18 protein-coding genes and 2 tRNA genes are annotated in these 21,954 nt (G+C 70.7%); 7 read left to right on the forward strand and 13 right to left on the reverse strand.

Annotated elements, in window-relative coordinates; all coding sequences use genetic code 11:
* The first annotated feature begins 35 nt into the window (after window positions 1-35).
* The 4 genes from D7Y15_RS06840 to D7Y15_RS06855 are packed head-to-tail and all read left to right on the forward strand — an operon-like array spanning window position 36 to window position 3,546.
* On the forward strand, window positions 36-947 hold the full coding sequence (locus tag D7Y15_RS06840) for a methyltransferase domain-containing protein (RefSeq protein WP_121752059.1): 912 nt from the start codon (window positions 36-38) through the stop codon (window positions 945-947).
* 59 nt (window positions 948-1,006) lie between these two features.
* The gene (locus D7Y15_RS06845) at window positions 1,007-1,705 is read left to right on the forward strand and encodes a glycosyltransferase family 2 protein (protein ID WP_121752060.1); all 699 of its coding nucleotides are present in this window, start codon (window positions 1,007-1,009) and stop codon (window positions 1,703-1,705) included.
* Between the two features lie 5 nt (window positions 1,706-1,710).
* Window positions 1,711-2,121, forward strand: coding sequence for a DUF2304 domain-containing protein (locus D7Y15_RS06850; RefSeq protein WP_121752078.1), 411 nt, complete (start codon window positions 1,711-1,713; stop codon window positions 2,119-2,121).
* A 27-nt stretch (window positions 2,122-2,148) separates the two neighbouring features.
* Window positions 2,149-3,546: a DUF2142 domain-containing protein gene (locus D7Y15_RS06855; protein ID WP_121752061.1), complete on the forward strand. Its 1,398-nt coding sequence runs from the start codon at window positions 2,149-2,151 to the stop codon at window positions 3,544-3,546.
* Window positions 3,547-3,609: 63 nt separating this feature from the next.
* Here the strand turns inward: D7Y15_RS06855 and D7Y15_RS06860 are convergent, their stop codons facing one another.
* From D7Y15_RS06860 to D7Y15_RS06910, 11 genes are all read right to left on the reverse strand, one after another.
* Window positions 3,610-7,227: a class I SAM-dependent methyltransferase gene (locus tag D7Y15_RS06860; protein ID WP_121752062.1), complete on the reverse strand. Its 3,618-nt coding sequence runs from the start codon at window positions 7,225-7,227 to the stop codon at window positions 3,610-3,612.
* A gap of 150 nt (window positions 7,228-7,377) precedes the next feature.
* Entirely contained in the window at window positions 7,378-9,798 is a 2,421-nt protein-coding gene (locus D7Y15_RS06865; RefSeq protein WP_158629016.1) for a glycosyltransferase, read from the reverse strand.
* A 4-nt stretch (window positions 9,799-9,802) separates the two neighbouring features.
* Window positions 9,803-11,224 (reverse strand): glycosyltransferase family 2 protein, encoded by a 1,422-nt coding sequence (locus D7Y15_RS06870; protein ID WP_148712714.1) that lies wholly within the window; start codon window positions 11,222-11,224, stop codon window positions 9,803-9,805.
* The gene (locus D7Y15_RS06875) at window positions 11,221-12,018 is read right to left on the reverse strand and encodes a glycosyltransferase family 2 protein (protein ID WP_233604849.1); all 798 of its coding nucleotides are present in this window, start codon (window positions 12,016-12,018) and stop codon (window positions 11,221-11,223) included. Before D7Y15_RS06875 ends, D7Y15_RS06870 begins: the two co-directional genes overlap by 4 nt.
* A 50-nt stretch (window positions 12,019-12,068) precedes the next feature.
* Entirely contained in the window at window positions 12,069-13,379 is a 1,311-nt protein-coding gene (locus D7Y15_RS06880; RefSeq protein ID WP_121752066.1) for an ABC transporter ATP-binding protein, read from the reverse strand.
* Window positions 13,376-14,155 carry an ABC transporter permease gene (locus D7Y15_RS06885; protein ID WP_121752067.1) on the reverse strand — a complete coding sequence of 260 codons (780 nt, stop codon included), beginning with the start codon at window positions 14,153-14,155 and terminating at the stop codon, window positions 13,376-13,378. The genes D7Y15_RS06880 and D7Y15_RS06885 overlap by 4 nt, the downstream gene beginning before the upstream one ends.
* Before the next feature lie 155 nt (window positions 14,156-14,310).
* Window positions 14,311-14,385 (reverse strand) — tRNA-Gly (locus tag D7Y15_RS06890).
* Window positions 14,386-14,415: 30 nt separating this feature from the next.
* Window positions 14,416-14,490: transfer RNA gene (locus D7Y15_RS06895), tRNA-Gly, on the reverse strand.
* An 85-nt stretch (window positions 14,491-14,575) separates the two neighbouring features.
* The gene (pgsA, locus tag D7Y15_RS06900) at window positions 14,576-15,265 is read right to left on the reverse strand and encodes a CDP-diacylglycerol--glycerol-3-phosphate 3-phosphatidyltransferase (protein WP_014397631.1); all 690 of its coding nucleotides are present in this window, start codon (window positions 15,263-15,265) and stop codon (window positions 14,576-14,578) included.
* A gap of 11 nt (window positions 15,266-15,276) precedes the next feature.
* The gene (locus tag D7Y15_RS06905) at window positions 15,277-17,037 is read right to left on the reverse strand and encodes a tetratricopeptide repeat protein (RefSeq protein WP_121752068.1); all 1,761 of its coding nucleotides are present in this window, start codon (window positions 17,035-17,037) and stop codon (window positions 15,277-15,279) included.
* Window positions 16,994-17,683, reverse strand: coding sequence for a transglycosylase SLT domain-containing protein (locus D7Y15_RS06910; RefSeq protein ID WP_120576663.1), 690 nt, complete (start codon window positions 17,681-17,683; stop codon window positions 16,994-16,996). The genes D7Y15_RS06905 and D7Y15_RS06910 overlap by 44 nt, the downstream gene beginning before the upstream one ends.
* Before the next feature lie 89 nt (window positions 17,684-17,772).
* Here D7Y15_RS06910 and nadB point away from each other — a divergent pair, with 89 nt between their 5' ends.
* The 3 genes from nadB to D7Y15_RS06925 are packed head-to-tail and all read left to right on the forward strand — an operon-like array spanning window position 17,773 to window position 20,735.
* On the forward strand, window positions 17,773-19,359 hold the full coding sequence (gene nadB, locus D7Y15_RS06915; RefSeq protein ID WP_120576662.1) for an L-aspartate oxidase: 1,587 nt from the start codon (window positions 17,773-17,775) through the stop codon (window positions 19,357-19,359).
* A gap of 6 nt (window positions 19,360-19,365) precedes the next feature.
* The gene (locus tag D7Y15_RS06920) at window positions 19,366-20,130 is read left to right on the forward strand and encodes a rhomboid family intramembrane serine protease (RefSeq protein WP_199745892.1); all 765 of its coding nucleotides are present in this window, start codon (window positions 19,366-19,368) and stop codon (window positions 20,128-20,130) included.
* 2 nt (window positions 20,131-20,132) lie between these two features.
* Window positions 20,133-20,735, forward strand: a complete 603-nt coding sequence (locus tag D7Y15_RS06925) for a TIGR00730 family Rossman fold protein (protein ID WP_120581551.1) — start codon at window positions 20,133-20,135, stop codon at window positions 20,733-20,735.
* 17 nt (window positions 20,736-20,752) lie between these two features.
* Here D7Y15_RS06925 and D7Y15_RS06930 read toward each other — a convergent pair whose 3' ends face one another.
* Window positions 20,753-21,382: a hypothetical protein gene (locus D7Y15_RS06930; protein WP_120581550.1), complete on the reverse strand. Its 630-nt coding sequence runs from the start codon at window positions 21,380-21,382 to the stop codon at window positions 20,753-20,755.
* Window positions 21,379-21,954 (reverse strand): orotate phosphoribosyltransferase, encoded by a 576-nt coding sequence (gene pyrE, locus D7Y15_RS06935; RefSeq protein WP_120581549.1) that lies wholly within the window; start codon window positions 21,952-21,954, stop codon window positions 21,379-21,381. Before pyrE ends, D7Y15_RS06930 begins: the two co-directional genes overlap by 4 nt.

The following is a 21,954-nucleotide window of genomic DNA, read 5'->3' on the forward strand; positions in this document are numbered from 1 at the left end:
GGGGGACGCGCGGAAGCGGTAGGGTGCCGCCCCCTATGTCCGCCCCCTCCTGTCCCGCCTGCGCTTCGTCCTCGCTCCGACCGTCCTTCCAGGGCCCCCGGCTGGACGTGGAGACCTGCGCGAGCTGTGGCCACCGCGTGGCGACCCACCGCGCGCCGCGCAACACCGCCGACTACCACGCGCAATACGACAGCGGCGGCTTCATGGACTCGCTGCGCGTCACGCGCCAGCGCCAGGCCCGGAGCATCGTCGAGCGCCTTCGCCGCCACATTCCCCAGCCCTCGCGGCTCCTGGACTTCGGTGCGGGCCGGGGCTGGTTCCTGGAGGGCTGCCGCGAGGCGGGCGTCCAGGAGCTGGCCGGCGCGGACATCTCCGAGCTGTCCGTCAACCTGATGCGCGACGCGGGCATCCCCGCCATGCGCCTGCCCCTTCCGGAGGGCGGACAGTGGCCCCTGCCCCTCCAGGACCTGCCCTTCCGTCCACGCATCCTCACGCTACTGGACGTCGTGGAGCACTTCCCGGGTGCGCACCTGACGGACATGGTGCGCCACCTCGTCACACAGCTGGCGCCCGAGCTGGAGTGGGTGGTGCTGAAGGTGCCGGTGGCCAGCGGCCTGCTCTACCGCGTCTCCCGTGCCATGGCCGGCGTGGCCTCGTCGGGGCTGCTGGAGCAGCTCTACCAGGCCGGCACCTTTCCTCCGCACGAGAGCTACTTCACCCACGACTCCATGGAGGCCCTGCTCCCGCGCGTGGGCCTGGAGCGCGTGGACGCCTTCGGGGACCTGGACTTCGAGGCCGGCAGCCTGGCGGACAGGGCGCATGCCCTGCGGAAGCTCCCAAGGCCGCTCGTCTCCCTGGCGGGCCAGGGGCTCGGCGCCGTGGCCCGGGGCCTGAGCCTGGAGGACGCGGGTATCTTCATCGCTCGCGTGAGCGGGAACCGGGCGTAGCGGGTTGTTCCGGCGTGCCGGGTAACGGTAGAAGCCCGGAAGACGCAGGAGGGGGCTGAATGGACACCCGACAGGGCCTCATCGTGTTGCTGGCCTTCAACGAGGAGGAGTGCATCGGCTCGACGGTGGCGGAGCTGCGCGAGGCGCTGCCGGAGTTCGACGTGCTCGTCGTGGACGACGGCTCACGCGACGCCACGGCGCAGCGCGCGCGGGACTGCGGAGCGAGGGTGCTCAGCCATCCCTTCAACCTGGGCGTCGCCGCAGGCGAGGCCAGCGGCCTGCTGTTCGCGTCCCGCAACGGGTACGAGCACGTCATCCGCATGGACGGCGACGGGCAGCATGACCCGGCGTCCGTGCCCGCGCTGCGCGAGGCGCTCCAGTCGGGCGTGGAGCTGGTCATCGGCAGCCGCTTCGCGGGCGTCACCAGCTTCCGCTCCACGTGGCTGCGCCGCTTCGGCAACCGGTTCCTCGCGGGCCTGCTGTCCACGCTGAGCCACCACCGCATCACCGACCCCACCTCCGGCTTCCGGGGCTTCGGTCCGCAGGCGATCCGCTTCTTCGCGCGCGTCCACCCGCATGACTACCCGGAGCCGGAGAGCGTGCTGATGGCGGCGCGGCAGGGCTTCGCCATCGCGGAGGTGCCGGTGCGCATGCGTCCGCGCCTCACAGGCACCAGCTCGCTGACGCCGTGGAAGTCGGCCTTCTACATGGCGAAGGTGTCCTTCGCCCTGCTCATGGAGCGGGTCCGTCCCGTCTGATGCCCATGCTTCGCTCCAGCCTCATCGGCGTGGCCTTCGCGGCCGCCTTCGCCTTCAGCGTCCTGTGGTCGGCCCGGGGCCGGCGCACCAGCGAGCGGCACACCTTCGCGTGGCTGCTGGTGGCGGTGGCCATCGCGGGCCTGTCGCTGTGGCGCCACGGCATCGACGCGCTGGCGTCAGCCATGGGCATCTACTACGCCCCGTCCGCCCTCTTCTTCATCGCCCTGACGTGCCTCATGTGGCTGGTGTACCGGCTGAGCCTCCAGGTGGCCGACCAGCGCCAGCAGCTCAAGCGGCTGGCCCAGGAGGTCGCCCTGCTCACCTCCGCGGAGGCCGAGCGCGCCGCGCGTGCGCAGCCCCGTCCGGAAGTCGTCTCCCCCGCCGTCGCCGCCCATCGCGACTCGCACGCCGTCTGAGGGCCCACCGGGCCCCATCCCTTCTCCATGCTTCCGTCTCCCCCGCCCCCGTCCCCGCTGCGTCCGTTCTTCATCGCCCCCGTGGTGGCCTTCCTCATCGTGGCCGCCGTGCTGGGCGCGGTGCTGAGCTTCCTCACGCCCCCGTTCCAGGTGGCGGACGAGCCCGCGCACTTCTACCGCGCGTACCAGGTCTCCGAGGGACAGCTGACGGCCACGCGAATCCCGGTGGGTGACGCGGGCGGGCAGCTCCCGCGCAGCATCGTGCGGGTGGCGCAGGAGGTGTCCGACGGAGTGGGCGGCCATCCCGAGGTGCGCCAGGACCGGCAGCGCCTGAGCGACGCGATGCACGCGGCGCTGGCACCCCAGGACACCCAGGAGTGGCGCTTCGCCGCGTCCGCCATCTACTTCCCGCTGGTCTACTTCCCGCAGTCGTTGGGCATGGTGCCCGCGCGGCTGTTGGAGGCGTCCCCGGTGGCGGTGCTGTGGGCGGGCCGGCTGGGCAACGTGCTGGTGGCGCTGTTGCTCACCGCGCTGGCGCTGCGGCTGATGCCCTTCCAGCGGTGGGCCTTCGCGCTGCTGGCGCTCACGCCCATGGTGCTCTTCCAGCGCGCGTCGGTGTCCGCGGACCCCATCACGATGTCAGCGTGCCTGCTGCTGGTAGCGCTGTCGCTGCACTACACCTTCGCGCACCCGGGGCCGCTGGGCGCGAAGCAGTTGGGGCTGCTGCTGGCGAGCGCGGTGTTCGTGGCGCTGTGCAAGCAGGCCTACCTGCCGCTGTCGCTGGTGTTCCTGCTGCTGCCGCTCACCCGGCTGGGGACGCGCGGCCGCTACGCCCTGGCCCTGGCCGCCATCGTCGCCGTGCCCGCGCTGCTCCAGTTCGCGTGGTCCTCCACCGTGCGGGACATCTTCCGCCCCAGCGAGGTGGTGGCGCAGGTGGCCCACATCCGCGCGCACCCCTTCCAGGTGCTGGGCGTGCTGGTGAGTGACTTCTGGAGGCGGCTGCCGGACTTCCTGCATCAGGGCGGCGGCGTGCTGGGCTGGCTGGACACGCCAGTGCCCCGCCCTGCCCTCTTCGCCCTGGCCGCGTTGCTCCTGGGAGTGATGGTGCTGGACGCTGACGGGGCCGCGCCGAAGGTGGGCTGGCGCGAGCGCGCGGTGGCGCTGGGAGTGGCGGTGGCGGGCGTGCTGGCCATCCAGGCCATGCTGTACCTGGCGTGGACGGCGCCGGGCGCGAACCACGTGGACGGAGTGCAGGGCCGCTACCTGCTGCCCTACACGCCGCTGCTGGTGGTGGCGCTGGCCCCGCCCGCCTGGGCACCGCGCACGCTGACGCGCTTCAAGCCGGTGCTCATCGCCTGCTTCATCCTGCTCACCGCGGCGGTGACGCTCACCACGGTGTACCAGCGCTACTACGGCCCGGCGTAGGGCCTGAAGGCTTCCGCACTTCCAGGAGCCACCCCGCCTCCAGGCAGGGTGGCTCCGTCCGGTTCAGCGCTGAATGGCCGTGGCGCTGGCGTCTTCGCGGGCCGCGCCTCGGGCCGCCGGATTCACCAGGCCGGACAGGAGCCCGTGGAGTTCCTTGGCCTGGGTCTCGTAGTCGCGCACGGTGGTGCGCTGGGCGTTCGGGGCGCGCGACAGACGCTCCGGGTGGGCCACCAGGTCGCGCAGCACGCGGCGGAAGCCGTCGGCGTCGGCCATGTCCAGGACGTTGCCGTTGACGCCCTCCACGATGTCCTCGCTGACGCCGCCTGACGCCGTGGTGACCACCCACACGTTACGGGCCATGGCCTCGCGCACCGTCAGGCCGAAGCTCTCCTTGCACTGCGAGGGCATCAGCAGCACGTCCACCCCGTCGAAGAAGGCGTCCATCCCGTCCTGATCATACGGAGGCACCACCTCCACCTTCCCCTTCACCTTCCATTCCTTCGCGTCGATGGAGGCCGACCCCATGCGCAGCTGGATGTCGGTCATCTTCAGGACCCAGCCGGACTCCGGCACCGACTCCAGGATGTCCTTGAGCCAGAAGTACCCCTTGTGCACCGCGTGGCCGCCCAGGTAGGCGAAGCGCACGGGGGCGTTGGCGGGGCGCGGGGCGCGCGCACGCGTGGGCAGCAGCACGCCGTTCTTGTTCACGACGATGCGCTCCGGCGCGACGCCGTTGGCGATGTAGAGCTGGCGCTGGAACTCGCTGGGCGCCATCAGCAGGGCCGCGCCATCCAGCACCTTGCGCAGGGCGAACGTGCGCTTGAAGGTGAAGCGCGAGTCCGGCACGCACTTGGTGCACACGCGCAGGTCGATGCCCTTCTGGCCGCAGTACGTGGCGTCCTCGCGGACCATGAACTGCCGCTCGCACAGCCACCACGCGTCATGCACGGTGATGGTGTACGGGATGCCCTCCGCGGCGCACGCCGTGGCGAGCGCGGAGCTCAGGAGCTGGATGGAGTGGAAGTGCACCACGTCCGGGCGCACCGCCTTGAGCACCTGGGTGAAGGTCTCCCCCATGCGCGGGTTCTGGTACTCCTGGGCACGGTCGGTGAGGGCCGGCACCTGGGTGGCGATGACCGGCAGGCCCAGCGCCTCGTAGCGCACCACCGAGTAGGCGGGCAGCGGCGAGTTGAGGATGCCGGTGAACACGGTGACGTCGCAGCCCTCCGCCTTCAGCTGGTGCGCCAGCTGCTCCGTGACGACGGTCGCCCCACCGAAGCTCAAGGGCGCGAAGAGGATGTTGGCTTCCAGGACCTTGAGGCGCGGAGGCGGCGCGGGCGGCAGGTGCTGGAGGATGGGCTGGAGCCGCTCCGTGGCCACCACCGCCGGGTGGTAGCGCGCCATCACGCTGCGGTGGGCCTCCTCGCCCATGCGCTTGCGCAGTGACGCGTCCTGCACCAGCGCGGACAGCCCGGACTCCCACTCCTCACGGGTGGTGGCGACGAAGCCGTTGCGGCCGTGGTCGATGATCTCCCGGAACGGCCCGGAGCCGGAGCACACCGCGGGCACGCGGAAGATGGACGCCTCGATGAACTTGATGTTGCTCTTGGCGTCGTTGAAGACCGTCGTCTCCAACGGCGCGATGGAGATCTGCCAGGACGCGAGCGCGCGCAGGTAGTCATCCGCGTCCAGGAACGGGATGCGGAAGACGCGGTCGGAGAAGCGCTCGAAGCCCGCCGGCAGCTCCAGGAAGCCGTGGATGGCCAGGCGCACGTTCGGATGGCGCTCCATCACCGCGAGGATGGCGTCCGCGGCGATGGCGAAGTCGGCGTCGTGCGTGCGGGTGCCGCTGCCGTAACCGATGGTGACCGTGTCCGCGTCCACCGCGGGCGGGCGCGCTTCCATCTCCCGGGCCAGCTCCAGGATGCCGTCGTCCAGGCAGTTCTCGACGACGTAGACCTTGCCGGAGATGACGCGGGCCATCTGCTCCGCGATGGTGGGCGTGCTGGCGATGGCGTGCTCACACAGGCTGAGCGCCTTGCGGTAGAGCTTCGCGCCGTTGAGCAGCAGCTCGCGCTCGTTCTCCGGCAGCCGCTGCACGTTGGTGTTCTTCTGGTACTCCTCTACGTCGAAGATGAGGTCGTCGACGTCGAAGAAGTGCGGGACGCCCAGGCGCTTGGTCTCCGCCAGCAGCTCCTCCACGCCAGGGAACGCGGGCACCCGGTAGTAGATGACCAGGCCGTGGAACTGGAGCGCGGCCTTGCACTCCTCGTGGTCGTTCCAGCGCAGGACGGTGACGTCGTACCCGAGCCGGTGGAACATGGCGACCTTCTGATCCACGCGGTAGCGCTTGCACTGGGGCAGCGACAGCTCCGCGATGATCAGGATGCGCCGGCCCAGACTGGCCTGGGAGAGCTGCGTCAGCGGCGCGTTCCACGGAGCCGGGGGCGCGAGCGGCGTGCTCGGGGCCACGACCGAGGCGATGGAGGCGGTGGGCGCGACGGGGGCGGCCGGCGTGAGGGCGGCCTTGGCGGCGCGCAGCGCCTTGAGCGCGCCCTGCTTCGCGGGCAGCTTGATCAGCTTCGCGCCCACCTTGTGCAGCGTGCCCTTGCTCTTCTGGTAGAGGTGGCCGCGCTTCGTGCCGGGGGGCAGCACGCGCTCGCGCATGGCCCAGTAGCGGTTGATGGCCTTCCACGCGAGGCTGCCGTTGATGTGCGCCAGCTCCGAGCCCTGGCGCGCGACGTGCGCATCCAGTTCGTAGATGCGGGCGTTCTTGCGGCCCAGCTCCTCCTGGAGCATCCGCTGGGCCAGGCCCTGCCGCGCGAGCCGGCCTTCGAACTCGCGCAGGGTGCTGGCGGTGTCGCGTGCCGCTTCACGGGCGGCGTCCAGCTCCGCCTGGAGCTGCTGCGCCTGGCGCGCGTGGTCCGCGGCCTGCTGTTCCTTCTGGCCGTAGGCGTCGCGCAGGTGCTGCCGGTGCAGCAGGAGCGTCAGGCGCCCGCCCAGCGTGGCGAAGGCCTGCCGCACGTGTTCACGTTCCGCGTCCCGGGTGCTCGTCAGCGCGAGCATCCCTTCCGGCTGCTCCGGGCCCACGGCGAGCACGCCCAGACCGAAGCCGTGCTCGAACTCGAAGGAGGGATACTGGCCCCGGAGCTCCTCCCACAGTTGCCAGACGCCGAAGTTGCGCTCGTGCACGTGGGTGTCGTGGAAGAGGATGACGCCGCGCGCGCTCATCTTGGGGCGCCAGTGCTCGAAGTCCGCCTTCACCTGCGCGTACTCGTGGCAGCCGTCGATGTGGAGCAGGTCGATGGAGCCGTCCGCGAACTGGCTCAGGGCCTCGTCGAAGGTCATCTGGTGCAGCTGGGAGAACCGGCTGTAGAGCGGGTCATGGTGCGCGCGCAGGTCCGCGAGCACGTCCGCCCCGTAGAAGCCCGCGTGCGGGTCGCCCTGCCAGGTGTCCACCGCGTGGCAGCGCGTCTCCAGCTTCAGCGCGTCCACCGCCTGGCAGAACGCGGAGTAGGACACGCCCGTGTGAGCTCCCAGCTCCACCAGCGTCGAGGGACGCAGCAGGTCCACCAGGAACATCGCGAACGGGACGTGCTCCACCCAGGCTGAGGAGGCCAGCAGCCGCAAGGGCTGCGTGAGGCAGAGGGGGTGTTCCAGGGGATTGAGCTGTGGATGCATGTTCGTGGCGTCCGGAAGGCCGACCCTCGCTGCAGGCAAGGCACGCCCCCCTCTCCTTGGCGGATGTCCTCCATGTCACCCCCCTCCGGGAGCGTCAAGGCTGGCAGCCCGCCCGCTCCCCATGGGAGGAGGCGCGTTCGCTGTTCATTTCTACGGTGTCTGGAGAAAGCCGAGGCGCGGATGTCCGGTGGGGTCGGTCCGTCCCGCGCGGGCCCACGCGTCACGGAGCCGGTCGGCGTCGTGGGTGGCCTCGGGTGCGTCGTCCTGGGAACGGGTGCGCACGAGTCGCGCGTGGGGTGCGTAGAGGACGCGCAGCCCGGCTTCGCCCGCGCGCAGGCACAGGTCCACGCCCCGTCCCTCATTGGAGGTGAACGCCGCGTCCCAACCTCCGAACGACTCCAGGACCTCGCGGCGGATCATCGCGCAGGCGCTGGAGACGGCGCGCACGTCCCGCGGCCAATGCGATCCACCGAATGCGCCGAGCGTGGGATCGAACAGCCCCGCGAAGGGACGCAGCACCCGGCCCTCGGCGTCGAAGCGCAGCCCGGCCTCCAGCACCAGGCCCCAGGGAGAGACGATGCGCGCGCCCACGACGCCGACGCCGGGGCGCGAGGCCTGCGACGCGAGCTCCCTCAGCCATCCCGGTCCGGTCGGAAGCGTGCCTGCCTCCAGGACGAGGATGAGCTCGCCTCGGGCCTCTCGCAGCAACTGGTTCGCCACTGCGCCCGGGGTCGCGGCCGCGTCGACCTGGACGCGGATGGCGTTGCCGGTGGAGGAAGCGGCTGGAGACGAAACAGGGACGCGGACCTCCACGTCCAGGTCGTCCGTGAAGGCGAGGAGCGCCGTGAGTTCGGACTCGGTGGGCGCTTCCGAGAGCAGCACGGACACCCGAGGACGCCCCACGAGCGGGTGGCGGATCCGGTACAGCCCTGGCGAGACCGTCTCCACCGAGCCGCCCTCCCCCATGCGCGCCAGATGCTCCGCCACGGCCCTGCGTCCCGCTTCGGAGGCCGCGGGCTTCGCGCTGGCGTCCGTGGCCGTGGAGCCGGGCAGCGTCCTCCAGTGGTAGAGCACGCGGGGGATGTGCTCGAAGCGCCGCGTGCGCTCCATCAGGCGCAGCAGCAGGTCGTGGTCCTGCGCCCCTTCGAAGCCCGGGCGGATGCATCCCACCTCGCGCAGCAGCGATGCACGCACCACGAGGAAGTGGCACACGTAGTTCACCGCGCGCAGCAACTCCGGAGACAGCGAGGGCTTCAAGTAGGGCGCGAAGCGCAGCCCCTGCGCGTCCACCTTGTCCTCGTCCGAATAGACGACGTCCGCGTCCGGCGCTTCACCCAGCCGCAGCGCGACCTCGGCCAGCGCGTGCGGAGCCAGCAGGTCATCGTGGTCGAGGAAGCCCACGTAATCGCCGGTGGCCAGTGCGAGCGCGGCGTTGGTCGCGCGGGCAATGCCCTGGTTCGACTCCAGCCGTTCGAAGCGGATCCGCGCGTCGCCGGCCGCGGCCTCTCGCAACGTGTCCGCCACCGCCGCCGAGCGTGAGCCGTCGTCGACGATGCACAGTTCCCAGTGCGGATACACCTGCGCACGCACGGACGCGACGCATGCGCGGAGGACGTCCACCGGCGTCTCCCATGCGGGCGTGACCAGACTGATCAGTGGCCGGCGCTCCAGCCGTACCAGCGCTGCGGTCGCGTCGCGGACCTCGTGATCCTCCCGTTCCAGGGCTTCGCGCGTGTACCCGACCGGCGCGGGCAAGAGCACGGCGGGACGGGCCACGCCCAGGAGGTGCCGCAACAGGCGGACGGTCGCGTGATTGAAGGCGACCTGCCGCCGCCACAGCTCGCGCCACAAGGACAGGCCCACCGCACCGGCCTCATGCGACAGCACGTCGCAGCGGGTCTCCAGCGCGTCCAGTGCCTCGGAGGCGCCTTCGGTCCGGAGGGGCCATCCAGGTCTGGATAGCAGGGCCACGATCGCGAGGTTCCAGGCCCGCTGCGCCTCCAGCCCCGGCACGGAGGGAAGCCAGCGGCCCACCGCGCCCACGGGCCGCGGATCCGCGAGCCGCCCGAGTTCCTCGCGGGCCAGCTCCGGCAGCGTCCGTTCCGGCTGACGGATCAACGCCCTCAGCCGCAGGTCGAAGCGCAGCTGGCGGTCCAGCACCCAGCGCTGCAAGGGCGAAAGCCCCCGCGTCCCCAACCGTTTGGCGGCGGTGATGACCGGGCCCCAGCGCGCGCGGTGCGACCGCGGCACGTCGAAGCCCAACACCTCGACGAAGATATCGCGCGGCGGATGCGCCCGGCCGCCGGGAGGTCCCGATGTAGCCTGCGCGGAGGAAGAGGGCTTCCGGTCGGTCGGGGTCAACGTCGCGACCTGCGCGGCGGAGGATGCCTTCCGGTCGGCCGGATCCAACGTCGCGTCCTGCGCGGCGGAGGATGGATTCGGGTCGGCCGCGTCCAACGTCGTGGCCTCCGCAACGGAGGACGACTTCCGGTCGGCCGCGTCCAACGTCGCAGCCTCGACGCCCGGCGTCTCCTGTGAGCCACACGAGCCGTCACTGTCGGCGGTGCCCATCGTCTCAGCGCCCGCTGCCGGATTTGAGCCGGTTCGCCAGGGCCTTGAGCGTGCCGTGGACCCAGGGGAGGCCGTGGACGCGGGCATTCAGCATGTCCACCACCCGGTGGCGGAACTCCCTGGCCTGGAGCGTCTCTTCGCGGATCCGTGCCACGACATCCACCCAGGCATCCAGGGGGCGCACCAGCCAGGTCCCCGGAGCCACGGCGACGGCCGGCGGCTCGCGCGGACCGCGTACCTCGCACGAGGCGATGCCGCCCAGGAACACCGGAGGAAACAGCGCCCCCATCCGCGCGGGCAGGTCCCCGAGTCCCGACTCCATCGCCACCGGGAAGGGCCCGATGCGACTCCGGTCGATCACCATCGCGTGGACGAGCTCCGGGTGGATCACCAGGTGCTCCACCTCCAGCCGCTCACCCAGCGGGAACGGCACCTTCGCGCGCACGTACGGCGGGGTCCCCTCACCGGACGCCCACTCGGTGCGGAACGCCCGCGCCAACGCCCAGGCCTCGCGGCCCGTCTGGAGCGCGCGCACCAACTCCACGAAGTGACGCGGGTACACCACGCACCGCGCATCCACGAACGCCAGATACTGTCCCCGGGCCTCGCGCACGGCCTCCGCGTACAGGGCTCCCGAGGGCGCGCGCACGGTGCGAGCCTGGAACGACCCCAGCCTGCCGTAGCGCTCCAGCGCAGCCTCCGCGGCGGACAGGTCCACGCCCTCGGGCGCAGCGAGCAGCAACTCCAGCGGCTGCTGCTCCTGACAGGCCAGCGCGAAGAGGGCCTCGTCGAGCGCCGCGTCCTGCGTCCCCGGCTCCACCGTGACGACGACACTGAGCAGCCCCGCCACCGGCGCGCGCACGGGCCCGTCCGGCACCGCGACGTAGAGCCCCTCCTCCACCTGCGTGGACGGCGACAGCTGGGCCAGTAACGCCCGCAGCGCCTGCGCGGTGTCCTCGGCCAGCGCCGTGCCTCCGGACGCGCACGGCACCACCTCACGGTGCGCCACGCGGTAGCCGACCTCGGCCAGCAGCCGCAGCATCCGCTGTTCGGAGAGCCCCGCGCGCACCGGCGCCTCGCCCGTCAGCGCGCCCATCAGCGCCCGCGCTGAACCGGCGTTGCGCAGGCTGAACACCAACTCCGCCCCCGGTGCCTCGCGCCGCAGCGCCTCCAGCCCCTCCTCCAGCACCCGCTCGACCGCGTCGCCCTCCAGCACCACGAGCGTCGGCGCGGGTCCCTTGCCCCGCTTCCACTCCGGCCCGGGCAGCTCTCGCACGGAGCCGCCCCGAGCCCGCAGGGCCTCCGCCAGCGCCGGCGACGCGCCCACCAGGCACACCGCCACGCCCGCGTGCGCACGCGACAGCACCAGCTCCATCCAACGCGCGGACGCGGCGGACGGAGGCGCCTCTTCGGATAGAGCGTTCACCAGCGCCTCCGAGCGAACTCCAGATGGTGCCTGAAGTCCGCGATGCCCGCGAGCCGCCGCCCGGGATTGAGGATGTCGGGCGTCTGGAATGGCTCGCCGCCCAGCTGCGCGTACTCCCGCAGGCGGGCGTTCGTGAAGGCCGCGTCACCGTACTTCGCCCCGAGCAGGGCCGCGCTGCGGCGGACCATCCGCTCGCGCACCGGGCTCTCTTCCCGGGTGACGGTGTAGTGGTGCACCAGCGCGGAGGGCGCCACCCGGATGGACAGCCCGGAGGCCCTCGCCCGCCACGACAGGTCCACGTCCTCGCAGTACATGAAGAAGCGCTCGTCGAAGCCACCCACCGTCGCGTGCAGCTTCTTCGTCACCAGCAGCACGCAGCCGCTGCACCAGGGCGTCTCGCCCGTCGCAGGATGGTACGGCTTGGGGTGCTCGTCCGGGAACAGCCGGGCCTCCACCAGCCCCGTGTCCGCCCGCTGATCCGCCACCCGCGCCAGCTCCCGCACGCAGTCCGGATGCAGGAGTCCATCCGGGTTCACGCAGACGTAGTACCGCGCCCCACCCGAGCCGAAGGCCTCCGTCATCAACCGGTTGTGCGCGGCCCCGAAGCCCAGGTTCCTCCCGGCGTGCCGGTAGTCCGCTTCAGCGTCCAGCCGCGCCACCCGCGCGCGCAGCGTGTCGTCCGGCGAGTTGTCCATCCAGACGACCCGGAACGCGGGCGCACCCGGGGCTTCGCGGTTCCACCGGAGCGACTCCCACAGTCGCTCCAGCTCCCGCTCCGGGTTCCGGTAAAGCACGATGCCCAGCCAGATGCCCGGCCCTCCCCCATTCGCCGAAGCAGGGCCGCTCACGAGCCGACGTCTCGCACTGGCGCCACGCGAGCCGCGGCGCCCTCCACGATCCACCGGTGCGGAGGCCGCGTCAGGCCTCCGTCCCGCACGCTGGAGCGCACCTCGAAGGAGCACACCGCCTCGCGCTTCTCGAGCACCTGCCCCGCCCGGTCGCGCACCACCACCGTGAACGCGTAGCGCCCCGCGGTGAGGCCCAGCCGGTCCACCACGAAGCGCACCGTCCCGCTGCCGGCCGCCGCCGCGCAGAAGGGCACATCCTCCGCGAACGTGTCCGTGGCGTGCACCAGCACTCCGTCCGCCCGGGAGAGCTCCAGCCCCAGGCCCAGCTCCGGCGCGGGCGAGCGCGCGGTGTACGCAACGCTCAGCTCCAGGCCGTCCTCGGTGTCCACGAACTCCACCGCCGCGCCGTCCCGGCCCAGCAGCCGCACCGCGTCCACGGTGAGCGGAGACGGTTCGGCCTGGGGCGCCGCCAGCGACGGCAGCGCACCGCCGTCCGACGCCAGCGCGGGCGCCTCCATGGACATGCCGCGTTCCTCCGCCAGCGCCACCGCGCGGCGGTAGCTGCGGATGACGTCCGCGGGCGGACCGAACTCGCGGATGCGCCCGGCGTCGATCCACGCGCCCAGGTCGCACCAACGCTCCAGCGTCCCCAGGTCGTGGGTGACGATGACGATGGTCTTCCCGGCCCGCTTGAACTCCGTCATCTTCGCCAGGCTCTTCTTGCCGAAGTGCTCGTCACCGACGGCGAGGATCTCGTCGATGATGAGGATGTCCGGATCCACGTGCGTGGCCACGGAGAACGCCAGGCGCATGTACATGCCGCTGGAGTAGGTGCGCACCGGCTCGTCGATGAAGTCGCCCAGCTCGCTGAAGGAGATGATCTCCTCCATGCGCGCCTTCACCTCCGCGCGCGACATCCCCAGGATGATGCCGTTGATGAGGATGTTCTCCCGGCCAGAGAAGTCCGGGTGGAAGCCCGCGCCCAGGTCCAACAGCGCGCTGATGCGCCCGTTGATGTCGATGGTGCCCGTGGTCGGCGTGTAGATGCCGGAGATGAGCTTGAGCAGCGTGCTCTTGCCGGAGCCGTTGCGCCCGATGATGCCCACCGTCTTGCCGCGGGGCACCACCAGGTCAATGCCCCGGAGCGCTTCGATCATGGACTTGCCGTCCGTGTCGCGCTGGCCACGCAGGAGGCGGATGAGCTCCGACTTGATGGTGGTGTACTCGCGCCGGATGGTGCTCTTCCGGAAGCTCTTCACCACGTTGCGGAGCACGATGGCGTCCGGAGACGCGATGGCGCTGGTCATATGAACTCCGCGAAGTCCTCGCGACGGCGCTCGAAGATGCCGGCCGCGATCCACAACAGCGCCAGGGAGATGCCCATCCACATCAGGAGCGGGCCGGGCTGCGGCAGCTGGTGTTCGTAGAAGATGGACTGGTACGACGTCACCATCACCGCCATGGGGTTGAGCAGCACGATCGGCCCCCGGGCCACCTCCGGCAGCGAGTCCACCCGGTAGAACACCGGCGTGACGAAGAACCACATCGTCAGCAGGTTGGCGATGATCTGCTGCAGGTCCCGGAACGTCACGTTGAGCGCGGACACGATGTAGACCAGCGCCACCGTCATGCACAGCTGGGTGAGCAGCACCACCGGGAACGCCACCACGTGCCAGCTGGGCACGTAGCCCAGCAGCAGCCCCAGCGCGACCATCAGCGGCAGGGACAGCACGTAGTTGCACAGGTTGGTCACCACCACCGTGGCCGGCAGCACCTGCGCGGGGAAGCGCACCTTGGTGAGCAGGTCGCGCCGATCACTGATGGCGCTGGCCCCCGTCCCCAGCGACGTGGAGAACCAGATCCACGGGAGCAGACCGATGAAGACGAAGAACGTGTACCCGGGGATCTTCTGCCGCATGTAGACGGTGAAGAGCAGCGAGTAGACGCCCATCTGGAGCATCGGGTTGAGGAACGTCCAGAAGAAGCCGAGCACCGAGTTCCGGTACCGCGCCTTCAGCTCGCGCTGGGTCAGGCTGAGCAGGAGGCCCCGGTACTGGTAGAGCTCACGGAGGTTGCGAAGCATGCGGCGCCATCCATACCTCATGCCCCCGGAAGGTGTCAGGCATGGGACTCCGGCCATCCGCGCGAAAGCCCGTCTGGCCGGCAGCCCTCGCGCGCCCTCGGAGAGGCCATCTTGGAAAAGAAAAAGGCCCCCTGGTTTCCCAGAGGGCCTTTGATTGGAGCGGGAAAAGGGATTTGAACCCTCGACCCTCGCCTTGGCAAGGCGATGCTCTACCGCTGAGCTATTCCCGCATCAGGTACTGCGGTGCTGCGTGCTTCGTTTGGAGCGGGAAAAGGGATTTGAACCCTCGACCCTCGCCTTGGCAAGGCGATGCTCTACCGCTGAGCTATTCCCGCATCAGGTACCGCTGTGTTGCTCGCCACCCGCCGGTCGGTGCCGCGCCGGAGGTGGGGTGCGATATACAGAGGCCCTTCGGACACGTCAAACACTTTTCGCATCCGGATCCGTGCTGCCCCGGCGGGCGAGCATGTTGAGGAACGCGCGGAAGTAGACGACCGCGCTCCACACGGAGAACGCACCCGACAGGTACACCAGCACCTTGCCCACCTGGTTGTAGTCCACCGTGACGACGCGGAAGCCCACGTCCAGCGGGTGCACATAGTGGACGCACAGGGAGATGATCCCCACCAGCTGGAGGGACGTCTTCCACTTCCCCTCCTGCCCCGCGGCGATGACCATGCCTTCACTGGCGGCGATGGTGCGCAGGCCGGTGACGATGAACTCGCGGGCCAGGAGCACGATGACGACCCAGGCGGCGATGCGGCCCAGGCGCACCATCATCACCAGGGCGGCCATGGCGATGAGCTTGTCCGCTAGCGGATCCATGAACTTGCCGACGACGGTGATGAGGTTCCAGCGGCGGGCCAGGTAGCCGTCAATCACGTCGGTGATGGCGGCCACGGCGAACACCAGGCCGGCCAGCAGCGAGTGCAGGGGGTCCGCGTCGTAGGTGAGCCAGACGAACACGGGGATGAGGAGGATGCGCCCCAGCGTCAGCATGTTGGGCAGGTTCCAGAACTCCTGCACCAGGATGCTGGGACGGCGGGACGCGCGGCGGCGGGCCCGCTCCTCGCGCTTGCGCTGCTTCCTGAGGGCTCGCTCGGTGGCCATGGGCGCGCGTTCTACCGGACCCCGAGTGCGATGAGGGCAAATCCTTCACCGCCCAGTTCCACCGCCGCCTTCAGTGTCTCCCCGGCAGCGGATGTCACGAGCGGCACCACGCGGGGCGTGAGGTTGCCCACCCAGCCCACCAGGTGCGTGAGGGGCACCGTCACCGGCTGGTCCATGGCCACCGGCACCGAGCGCAGCGGGCCCGTCAGGCTGAGCAGCACCCGCCCCTGCCCGCGCAGGTGCACCAGGTCCAGGTCCTGGGCCAGGTCCGACGGCACGCGGCCGTTCTCGAAGACGACGGGCTCCTCGAAGGCGAAGACGCACGCGTCGCGCAGGTAGACGGACTCGTCGTCCAGGCAGACAGCCACCCACTGCCGCCCGGACACGGGCTCCAGGTGCAGCGTCCCCTGCCCCCGGGCGCGCACCATGGACTGGTCGCCCTCGCCAAAGGGCTTGTCCGTGGCCCGGCCCCGGAAGCGCTTCATCTCCGGCTCGAAGGTGACCTGCCCGCGCACGGCGATCAGCCCCTCCAGGCGCGTGAGCAGCTCGCCTTCCACCGCGAGCGTCATCGCAGACGCACCTTGGGTGAAGGGCTGGCCCGGCACCGCGCCCGGCAGCGCCACCGAAGGCACCCACGCGGTGAGCACCGGCGGATTCGCGCCCGTTCCGGCCTCAGGCGACGAAGGCGGTTCGGCGGAGTGGGTCACCTGAAGCGACCCGATGGACCGGGTCAGCTGGATCGGTTCGGCAGACTGAGTCGCCGGGGGCGGCTCACTCGTGGCCAGCGCGGCGAAGGTCTCCGCGAAGGCGTCGACGGGCTCCGACTCCAGGTCGGACGCGAGGACGGGCGGCTCCTCGGAGACCTCGATCTCCTCCGACACCGGCGTGGGGGGCAGCTCGTCGGCGACCTCGACGTCGTCACCGGAGGTGTCCGCGTCCGTGGTGGCGGCGAGCTCCGCGTCTTCGTCAAAGAGGCTCTCGCCCGCGGCCAGGCTGGGGTCCTCGTCCTCCTGGACCTGGGTCGCGACTCCCGAGGTGAAGGCGTGGTCATCCGTGGGAGCGGGAGGGCCCTCGTCCTCCGCGAAGCGCATGTCGTCGTCCGGAGGCTTCGCGGCGACCTGGGGCGGCGGCGCGGCGGCGGTGCGAGGACTGCGCGGCGCCTCATCCAGACCGAACTGGGCACCCCAGTCACTCTCGCCGGAGGCGGACGCAGGCGGCGCGGCGGTCTCCTCTTCCTCCTCGCGCGGACGGGCCGGCATGGGGGCGGCGGGCGGACGGCTGTAGACCTCCCCCGCGATGGCGCGCGACATCTTCTCCGCCATGGCGTCGCTGCCGGAGAGGAGGAAGTGCTCGCGCGCGCGGCCGTACTCGCCCATCTGGGCGAAGGTCAGGCCCAGGTAGTTGTGGGCCTTCTTGTGATCCGGAGCCAAGTCGGTGGCGGTCTCGAATTCACGCGCCGCGCGCTGGAGCGCGTTCGTCTTCAAGTAGACGAGCCCCAGGTTCACGCGCAGCGTCGGGTCCACCGGGTTGTCCCGTACGAGCATCTCGTACAGGTCGGCGGCGCGATCGAAGAGGCCCAGCTTGAAATACGTCAGGCCCAGGAGGTTCTGGGCCTTCTCATGGCGCGGCTGGAGCTGGTGCGCACGCTCCAGGAAGTCCTTCGCTTCGGTGACCTTGCCGGCGCCCAGCAGCTCGCTCCCGCGATGGAGCTGCTGCAGGAACTCCTCGTCATCGGGGCCCGGCGGCTTCGTCCCCTTCGTGCGCGTCGTCATTCTCGGGTGTAGGCTCACGGCTGCTGGCCTCGGCCTGGGCGAGCCGCTCGCGCTCCTTGTAGTGTTGGTAGAGCTGGAGGACCTTGCGCACGTAATCCTGCGTCTCGGCGTACGGCGGCACCTGGCCTCCGTACTTCTTCACCGCGTCCGGCCCAGCGTTGTACGCGGCGACCATCTTCACCATGTCGCCGTCGAACATGTTGGCCAGGACGCGCAGGTAGCGCACGCCGCCCTCGATGTTTTCCTTCGAGTCGAAGATGTCCTTCACGTACATATCCGACGCGGTGCCCGGCATGAGCTGCATCAACCCGCTGGCGCCCTTGTGGCTGAGCGCGTTCGGGTTGAAGTTGCTCTCCGTGTGCATGATGGCGCGCACCAGCGCGGGCGGGATGCGGTAGCGCAGCGCCGCGGTGGTGATGTGCGGATCCAGCTCCGTGGGCGTCCGGGAGCGGCCCCGCACGGGAGCGGACTTGGCCGGCGCGGGCGTGAAGGTCCCGGACAGCTTGCGGGCCTTGCGCGCGCCTCCGGGCGGCACGTTCGTGTAGACGATGGTGCCGTCCTTCTCCACGTAGCTGTAGATGCCGTCCGAGGCGGCGGCCGGCAGGGCGGCGGTCAACAGGACGACGAGGGCGGTCAGGACACGCATGGCGGCGGTGCGAAACCTTAGACAACACCCGGAAAGTCCTCAAGAAAACGCCTTGTTTCCAGCACTTACCGCCATTAAGCCTGTTGGCCATGCCCCATCGGTTCGATTTCCTGGTCATGGGCGGCGGCGTGGCCGGACTGTCGTTCGCCCTGCAGGCGGCCCGGCACGGCACGGTCGCCGTGCTCACCAAGCGCGAGCGCGGCGAAGGCAACACCGCCTACGCCCAGGGGGGCATCGCCGGTGTGCTCTCCCCCACGGACACCTTCGACTCGCACATCGAGGACACGCTCGTGGCGGGCGCGGGCCTGTGCCACCGCGACGCGGTGGAGGTGACGGTGCGGGAGGGGCCCGCGCGCCTCAAGGAGCTGGTGGCGCTGGGCGCTGCGTTCGATCAGCGCGGCGGCGAGTTCGACCTCACGCGCGAAGGTGGCCATTCCGCCCGCCGGATCATCCACGCGGGTGACATCACCGGCCGCGAGGTGCAGCGCGCGCTGCTGGCCGCGTGCGACGCGCAGCCCAACATCACCTTCTTCCAGAACACGGCCGCCATCGACCTCATCCTGGACCGGCGTCCGCACACCCCGGCCGGCAGCCGGTGCCTGGGCACGTACGCGCTGATGGAGGACGGCTCCATCGAGCGCTTCCTCTCCAAGGTCACGGTGCTGGCCACGGGTGGCGCGGGCAAGGTGTACCTCTACACGTCCAACCCGGACGTCGCGACGGGCGACGGCGTGGCCATGGCGTACCGCGCGGGCGCGCGCGTGGCGAACATGGAGTTCTACCAGTTCCACCCCACGTGCCTCTTCCACCCGGAGGCCAAGAGCTTCCTGATCAGCGAAGCGCTGCGCGGCGAGGGCGGCAAGCTGCGGCTCAAGGGCGGCCAGACGTTCATGGACCGCTACCACCCCATGCGGGACCTGGCCCCGCGTGACGTGGTGGCGCGCGCCATCGACGCAGAGCTCAAGCGCACGGGCAATGACTGCGTCTACCTGGACATGACGCACCTGGGCCGCGCGTACCTCACCGAGCGCTTCCCCAACATCTACGCCACCTGCAAGGCCTTCAACATCGACATGGCGGTGCAGCCCATCCCCGTGGTGCCCGCGGCCCACTACCAGTGCGGCGGCGTGGTGACGGACCTGCACGGGCGCACCAACATCCCGGGCCTCTACGCCATCGGCGAGGTGTCCTGCACCGGCCTGCACGGCGCGAACCGGCTCGCCTCCAACTCGCTGCTGGAGGGCCTGGTGTACGGCCACCGCGCGGTGCAGGTGGCGGCGGAGGAGCTGTCCTCGCTGACGCTGCCGAAGGAGGACCCGCCGGCCTGGGACTCCGGCAGCGCGGTGGACTCCGACGAGAGCGTGGTCGTCACCCACAACTGGGATGAGATCCGCCGGCTGATGTGGAACTACGTGGGCATCGTCCGCACGGACAAGCGGCTGATGCGCGCGCGGCGGCGGCTGGAGCTCTTGCGCGAGGAGATCCGCGACTACTACTGGCGCTTCAAGGTCACCCGCGACGTCATCGAGCTGCGCAACATCGCGGAGGTGGCGCACCTCATCGTGGACTGCGCCAGCCGCCGCAAGGAGAGCCGGGGCCTGCACTACACCCTGGACTACCCCCACACGGACGAGCACCAGGGCACGCGCGACACCATCCTTTCGCGGGAGCTGTGAGAACCCATGTCCCGTCCGCGCCGCATGCTGGATGACCTCCCCGGCCCCTCCGGGCTGGGAGATGAGCAGGACAACGCGCCACGTGGACAGGGCGGGGACGGACCGCCCCCGGGCCCCCAGCAGCCCCGGCCCGCGCTGCGCACGCCCTACGTCAGCTTCGCCATCATCGCGGGCGCGGTGGGGATGTTCGTCCTCAGTCGCTCCCTGGGCCGGCCGCTGATCATCGACGGGACGAACTACGGCATCGTGGGGCCGCTGGCGCTCTACGGGCCGTGGGTCCAGGCGGGCGAGTACTGGCGCCTGCTCGGCATGGTGTTCGAGCACGGCGGCGCGATGCACCTGCTCTTCAACATGCTCGCCGTCTATTCGCTGGGCGCGTCGCTGGAGCGCGGCATCGGAAGCCTGAGGTTCCTGGGGCTGTCGCTCGTCACCGCGCTGGGCGGCTCCGCGTTCGCGCTCTTCTTCAACTTCGACATCGTGACGGTGGGCGCGTCAGGAATGATCCTCGGCTGGGGCGGCGCGATGCTGCCCATCCTCAACCAGCAGGGCCGCAGGGATCACATGTTCTGGCTCGTGCAGGTGGCGGTCATCAGCCTGCTGCCCGGGGTGAGTTGGGCGGGGCACCTGGGCGGCTTCATCTTCGGCCTGCCGTGCGGCATGGCGCTGCGCATGGGCCCGAAGGTCTACTCGCGCGCCATCCCCGTCCTGCTGTTCATCGCCGCGGCGCTGGCCGTGGTCGCCGCCCATCCCGGGCGCCTTGGAGGCCTTTGACGATGGCTGAACCCACCGTGCGCAGCGTCTGCGTCTTCTGTGGCTCGCGATCCGGCGTGCGCGCCGAGTACCGCGAGGCCGCTTCCAGGATGGGGGCCGCGCTGGCGAAGCGGGGCCTGACGCTCGTCTACGGCGGCGCCAGCGTGGGGCTGATGGGCGCGGTGGCGGACGCGGTCATCGCCAACGGCGGCAAGACCGTGGGCGTGCTCCCCCACTTCATGGACGCGAAGGAGCTGGCCCACCCGCGGCTGACGGAGCTGCACCGGGTGGACTCCATGCACTCGCGCAAGGCGATGATGGCCGAGCGCTCGGACGCCTTCGTCGCCCTGCCCGGCGGCTTCGGCACGCTGGACGAGCTCTTCGAAATCGTCACCTGGGCGCAGCTGGGCCTGCACCGGAAGCCCATGGGCCTGCTGGACGTGGACGGCTTCTTCCAGCCGCTGCTCGCGATGGCGAAGCAGATGGTGGAGGCGGGCTTCGTCCCGGAGACGCAGGGCGTGCCCTTCGCGGTGAATGCCTCGCCGGACGCGCTCCTGGACCGCCTGCTCGCGGGGCCCACGATGCCGCTCACGTCGAAGTGGCTGAAGGACGGCCAGCAGACCTGAAGGCCATCCCGCCGCGTTCAGCGCGCGTGGACCTTCAGCTCCGCGTTCCCCAGCGACGAGGCGACGCGGAGCATCACCTGCTCGGTGCCCTCGGGGATGACGGGCTGGCCGTCGGTGAAGGTCTTGGGGAAGCGCACGCGGTAGCCCACCCAGAAGAGGCTGGCGTAGGGGTAGTAGGCGCGCACGTTGAGGTCCGCCCGGCCCAGGCGGCGGATCTCCATGGGCGTGATTTCGCCCGCGGGCGTCACCAGCGCGATCCGCCAGATGCTGTTGCGGTGGGCGAAGTCGTCGTAGCGGTAGTCGTTGACGTGCACCGCCAGGAAGAACTCGTGGAACTTCGCCGCGTCGGCCAGTTCCTCCGCCAGCAGCTGCTCCACCTTCGCCGCGGGCAGCGTCTGGAAGATGGCGCGGCGGTGGATGCGGGCCTCGCGGAACGCAGGCGTCTGGAACGTGGCCCCCGCGAAGACGCGCGTGTCGAAGCCGTCGTAGATCTCCTTGCGGTCCGAGTACCGGTCCAACACCGCCATGTAGGCGGACTCCTGCTTCGGGTCATCCAGCGTGGGCGCGGGCTCTCCGACGATGGGGGGCGAGGTGGAGCAGCCGCCCAGCACGCCCAGCAGCACCGCGGCCAACAGCAGCCTTCTCACGGGATGAAGTCCTTGCGCGTGAACAGCGTGGTGAGGCGGTGGCCGGCGGACTCCACGGCCTCGCGTCCGCCCTCCAGCCGATCCACCAGCGCGAAGGCGCCCAGCACCGTCAGGCCCTCCAGCTTCGCGCGCTCAATCGCCTTGATCGTGGACGCGCCCGTCGTCACCACGTCCTCCACGATGGCCACCGGTGCGCCGGGGCTCAGCGCGGACAGGCCTTCAATCCACTGGCCGGTGCCGTGGCCCTTGGGCTCCTTGCGCACGATGAACGCGTGCAGGGGCTTCTGGCCGCCGCCCTCCAGGAAGCTGGTCAGGCTCACCGCGGACGCGAGCGGATCCGCGCCCAGCGTCAGCCCGCCCGCGGCGACCGCCGACGGAGCGTCGCGCCGGATGGCCTCCAGGAGCAGCCGGCCGATGAGGTAGTGGCCCTCGGCGAGCAGCGCCGTGCGCTTGCAGTCGATGTAGAAGTCCGACTCCTTGCCGGAGGAGAGCACCACGCGCCTGCGCTCGAAGGAGCGCTGCGTGAGCACCTCCAGGAGCCGGGCGCGGTCGCGTTCGAGCGTTTCCGCCAT

It is taken from the genome of Corallococcus sp. AB030, assembly GCF_003668965.1.
Taxonomy (GTDB): Bacteria; Myxococcota; Myxococcia; order Myxococcales; family Myxococcaceae; genus Corallococcus; species Corallococcus exiguus.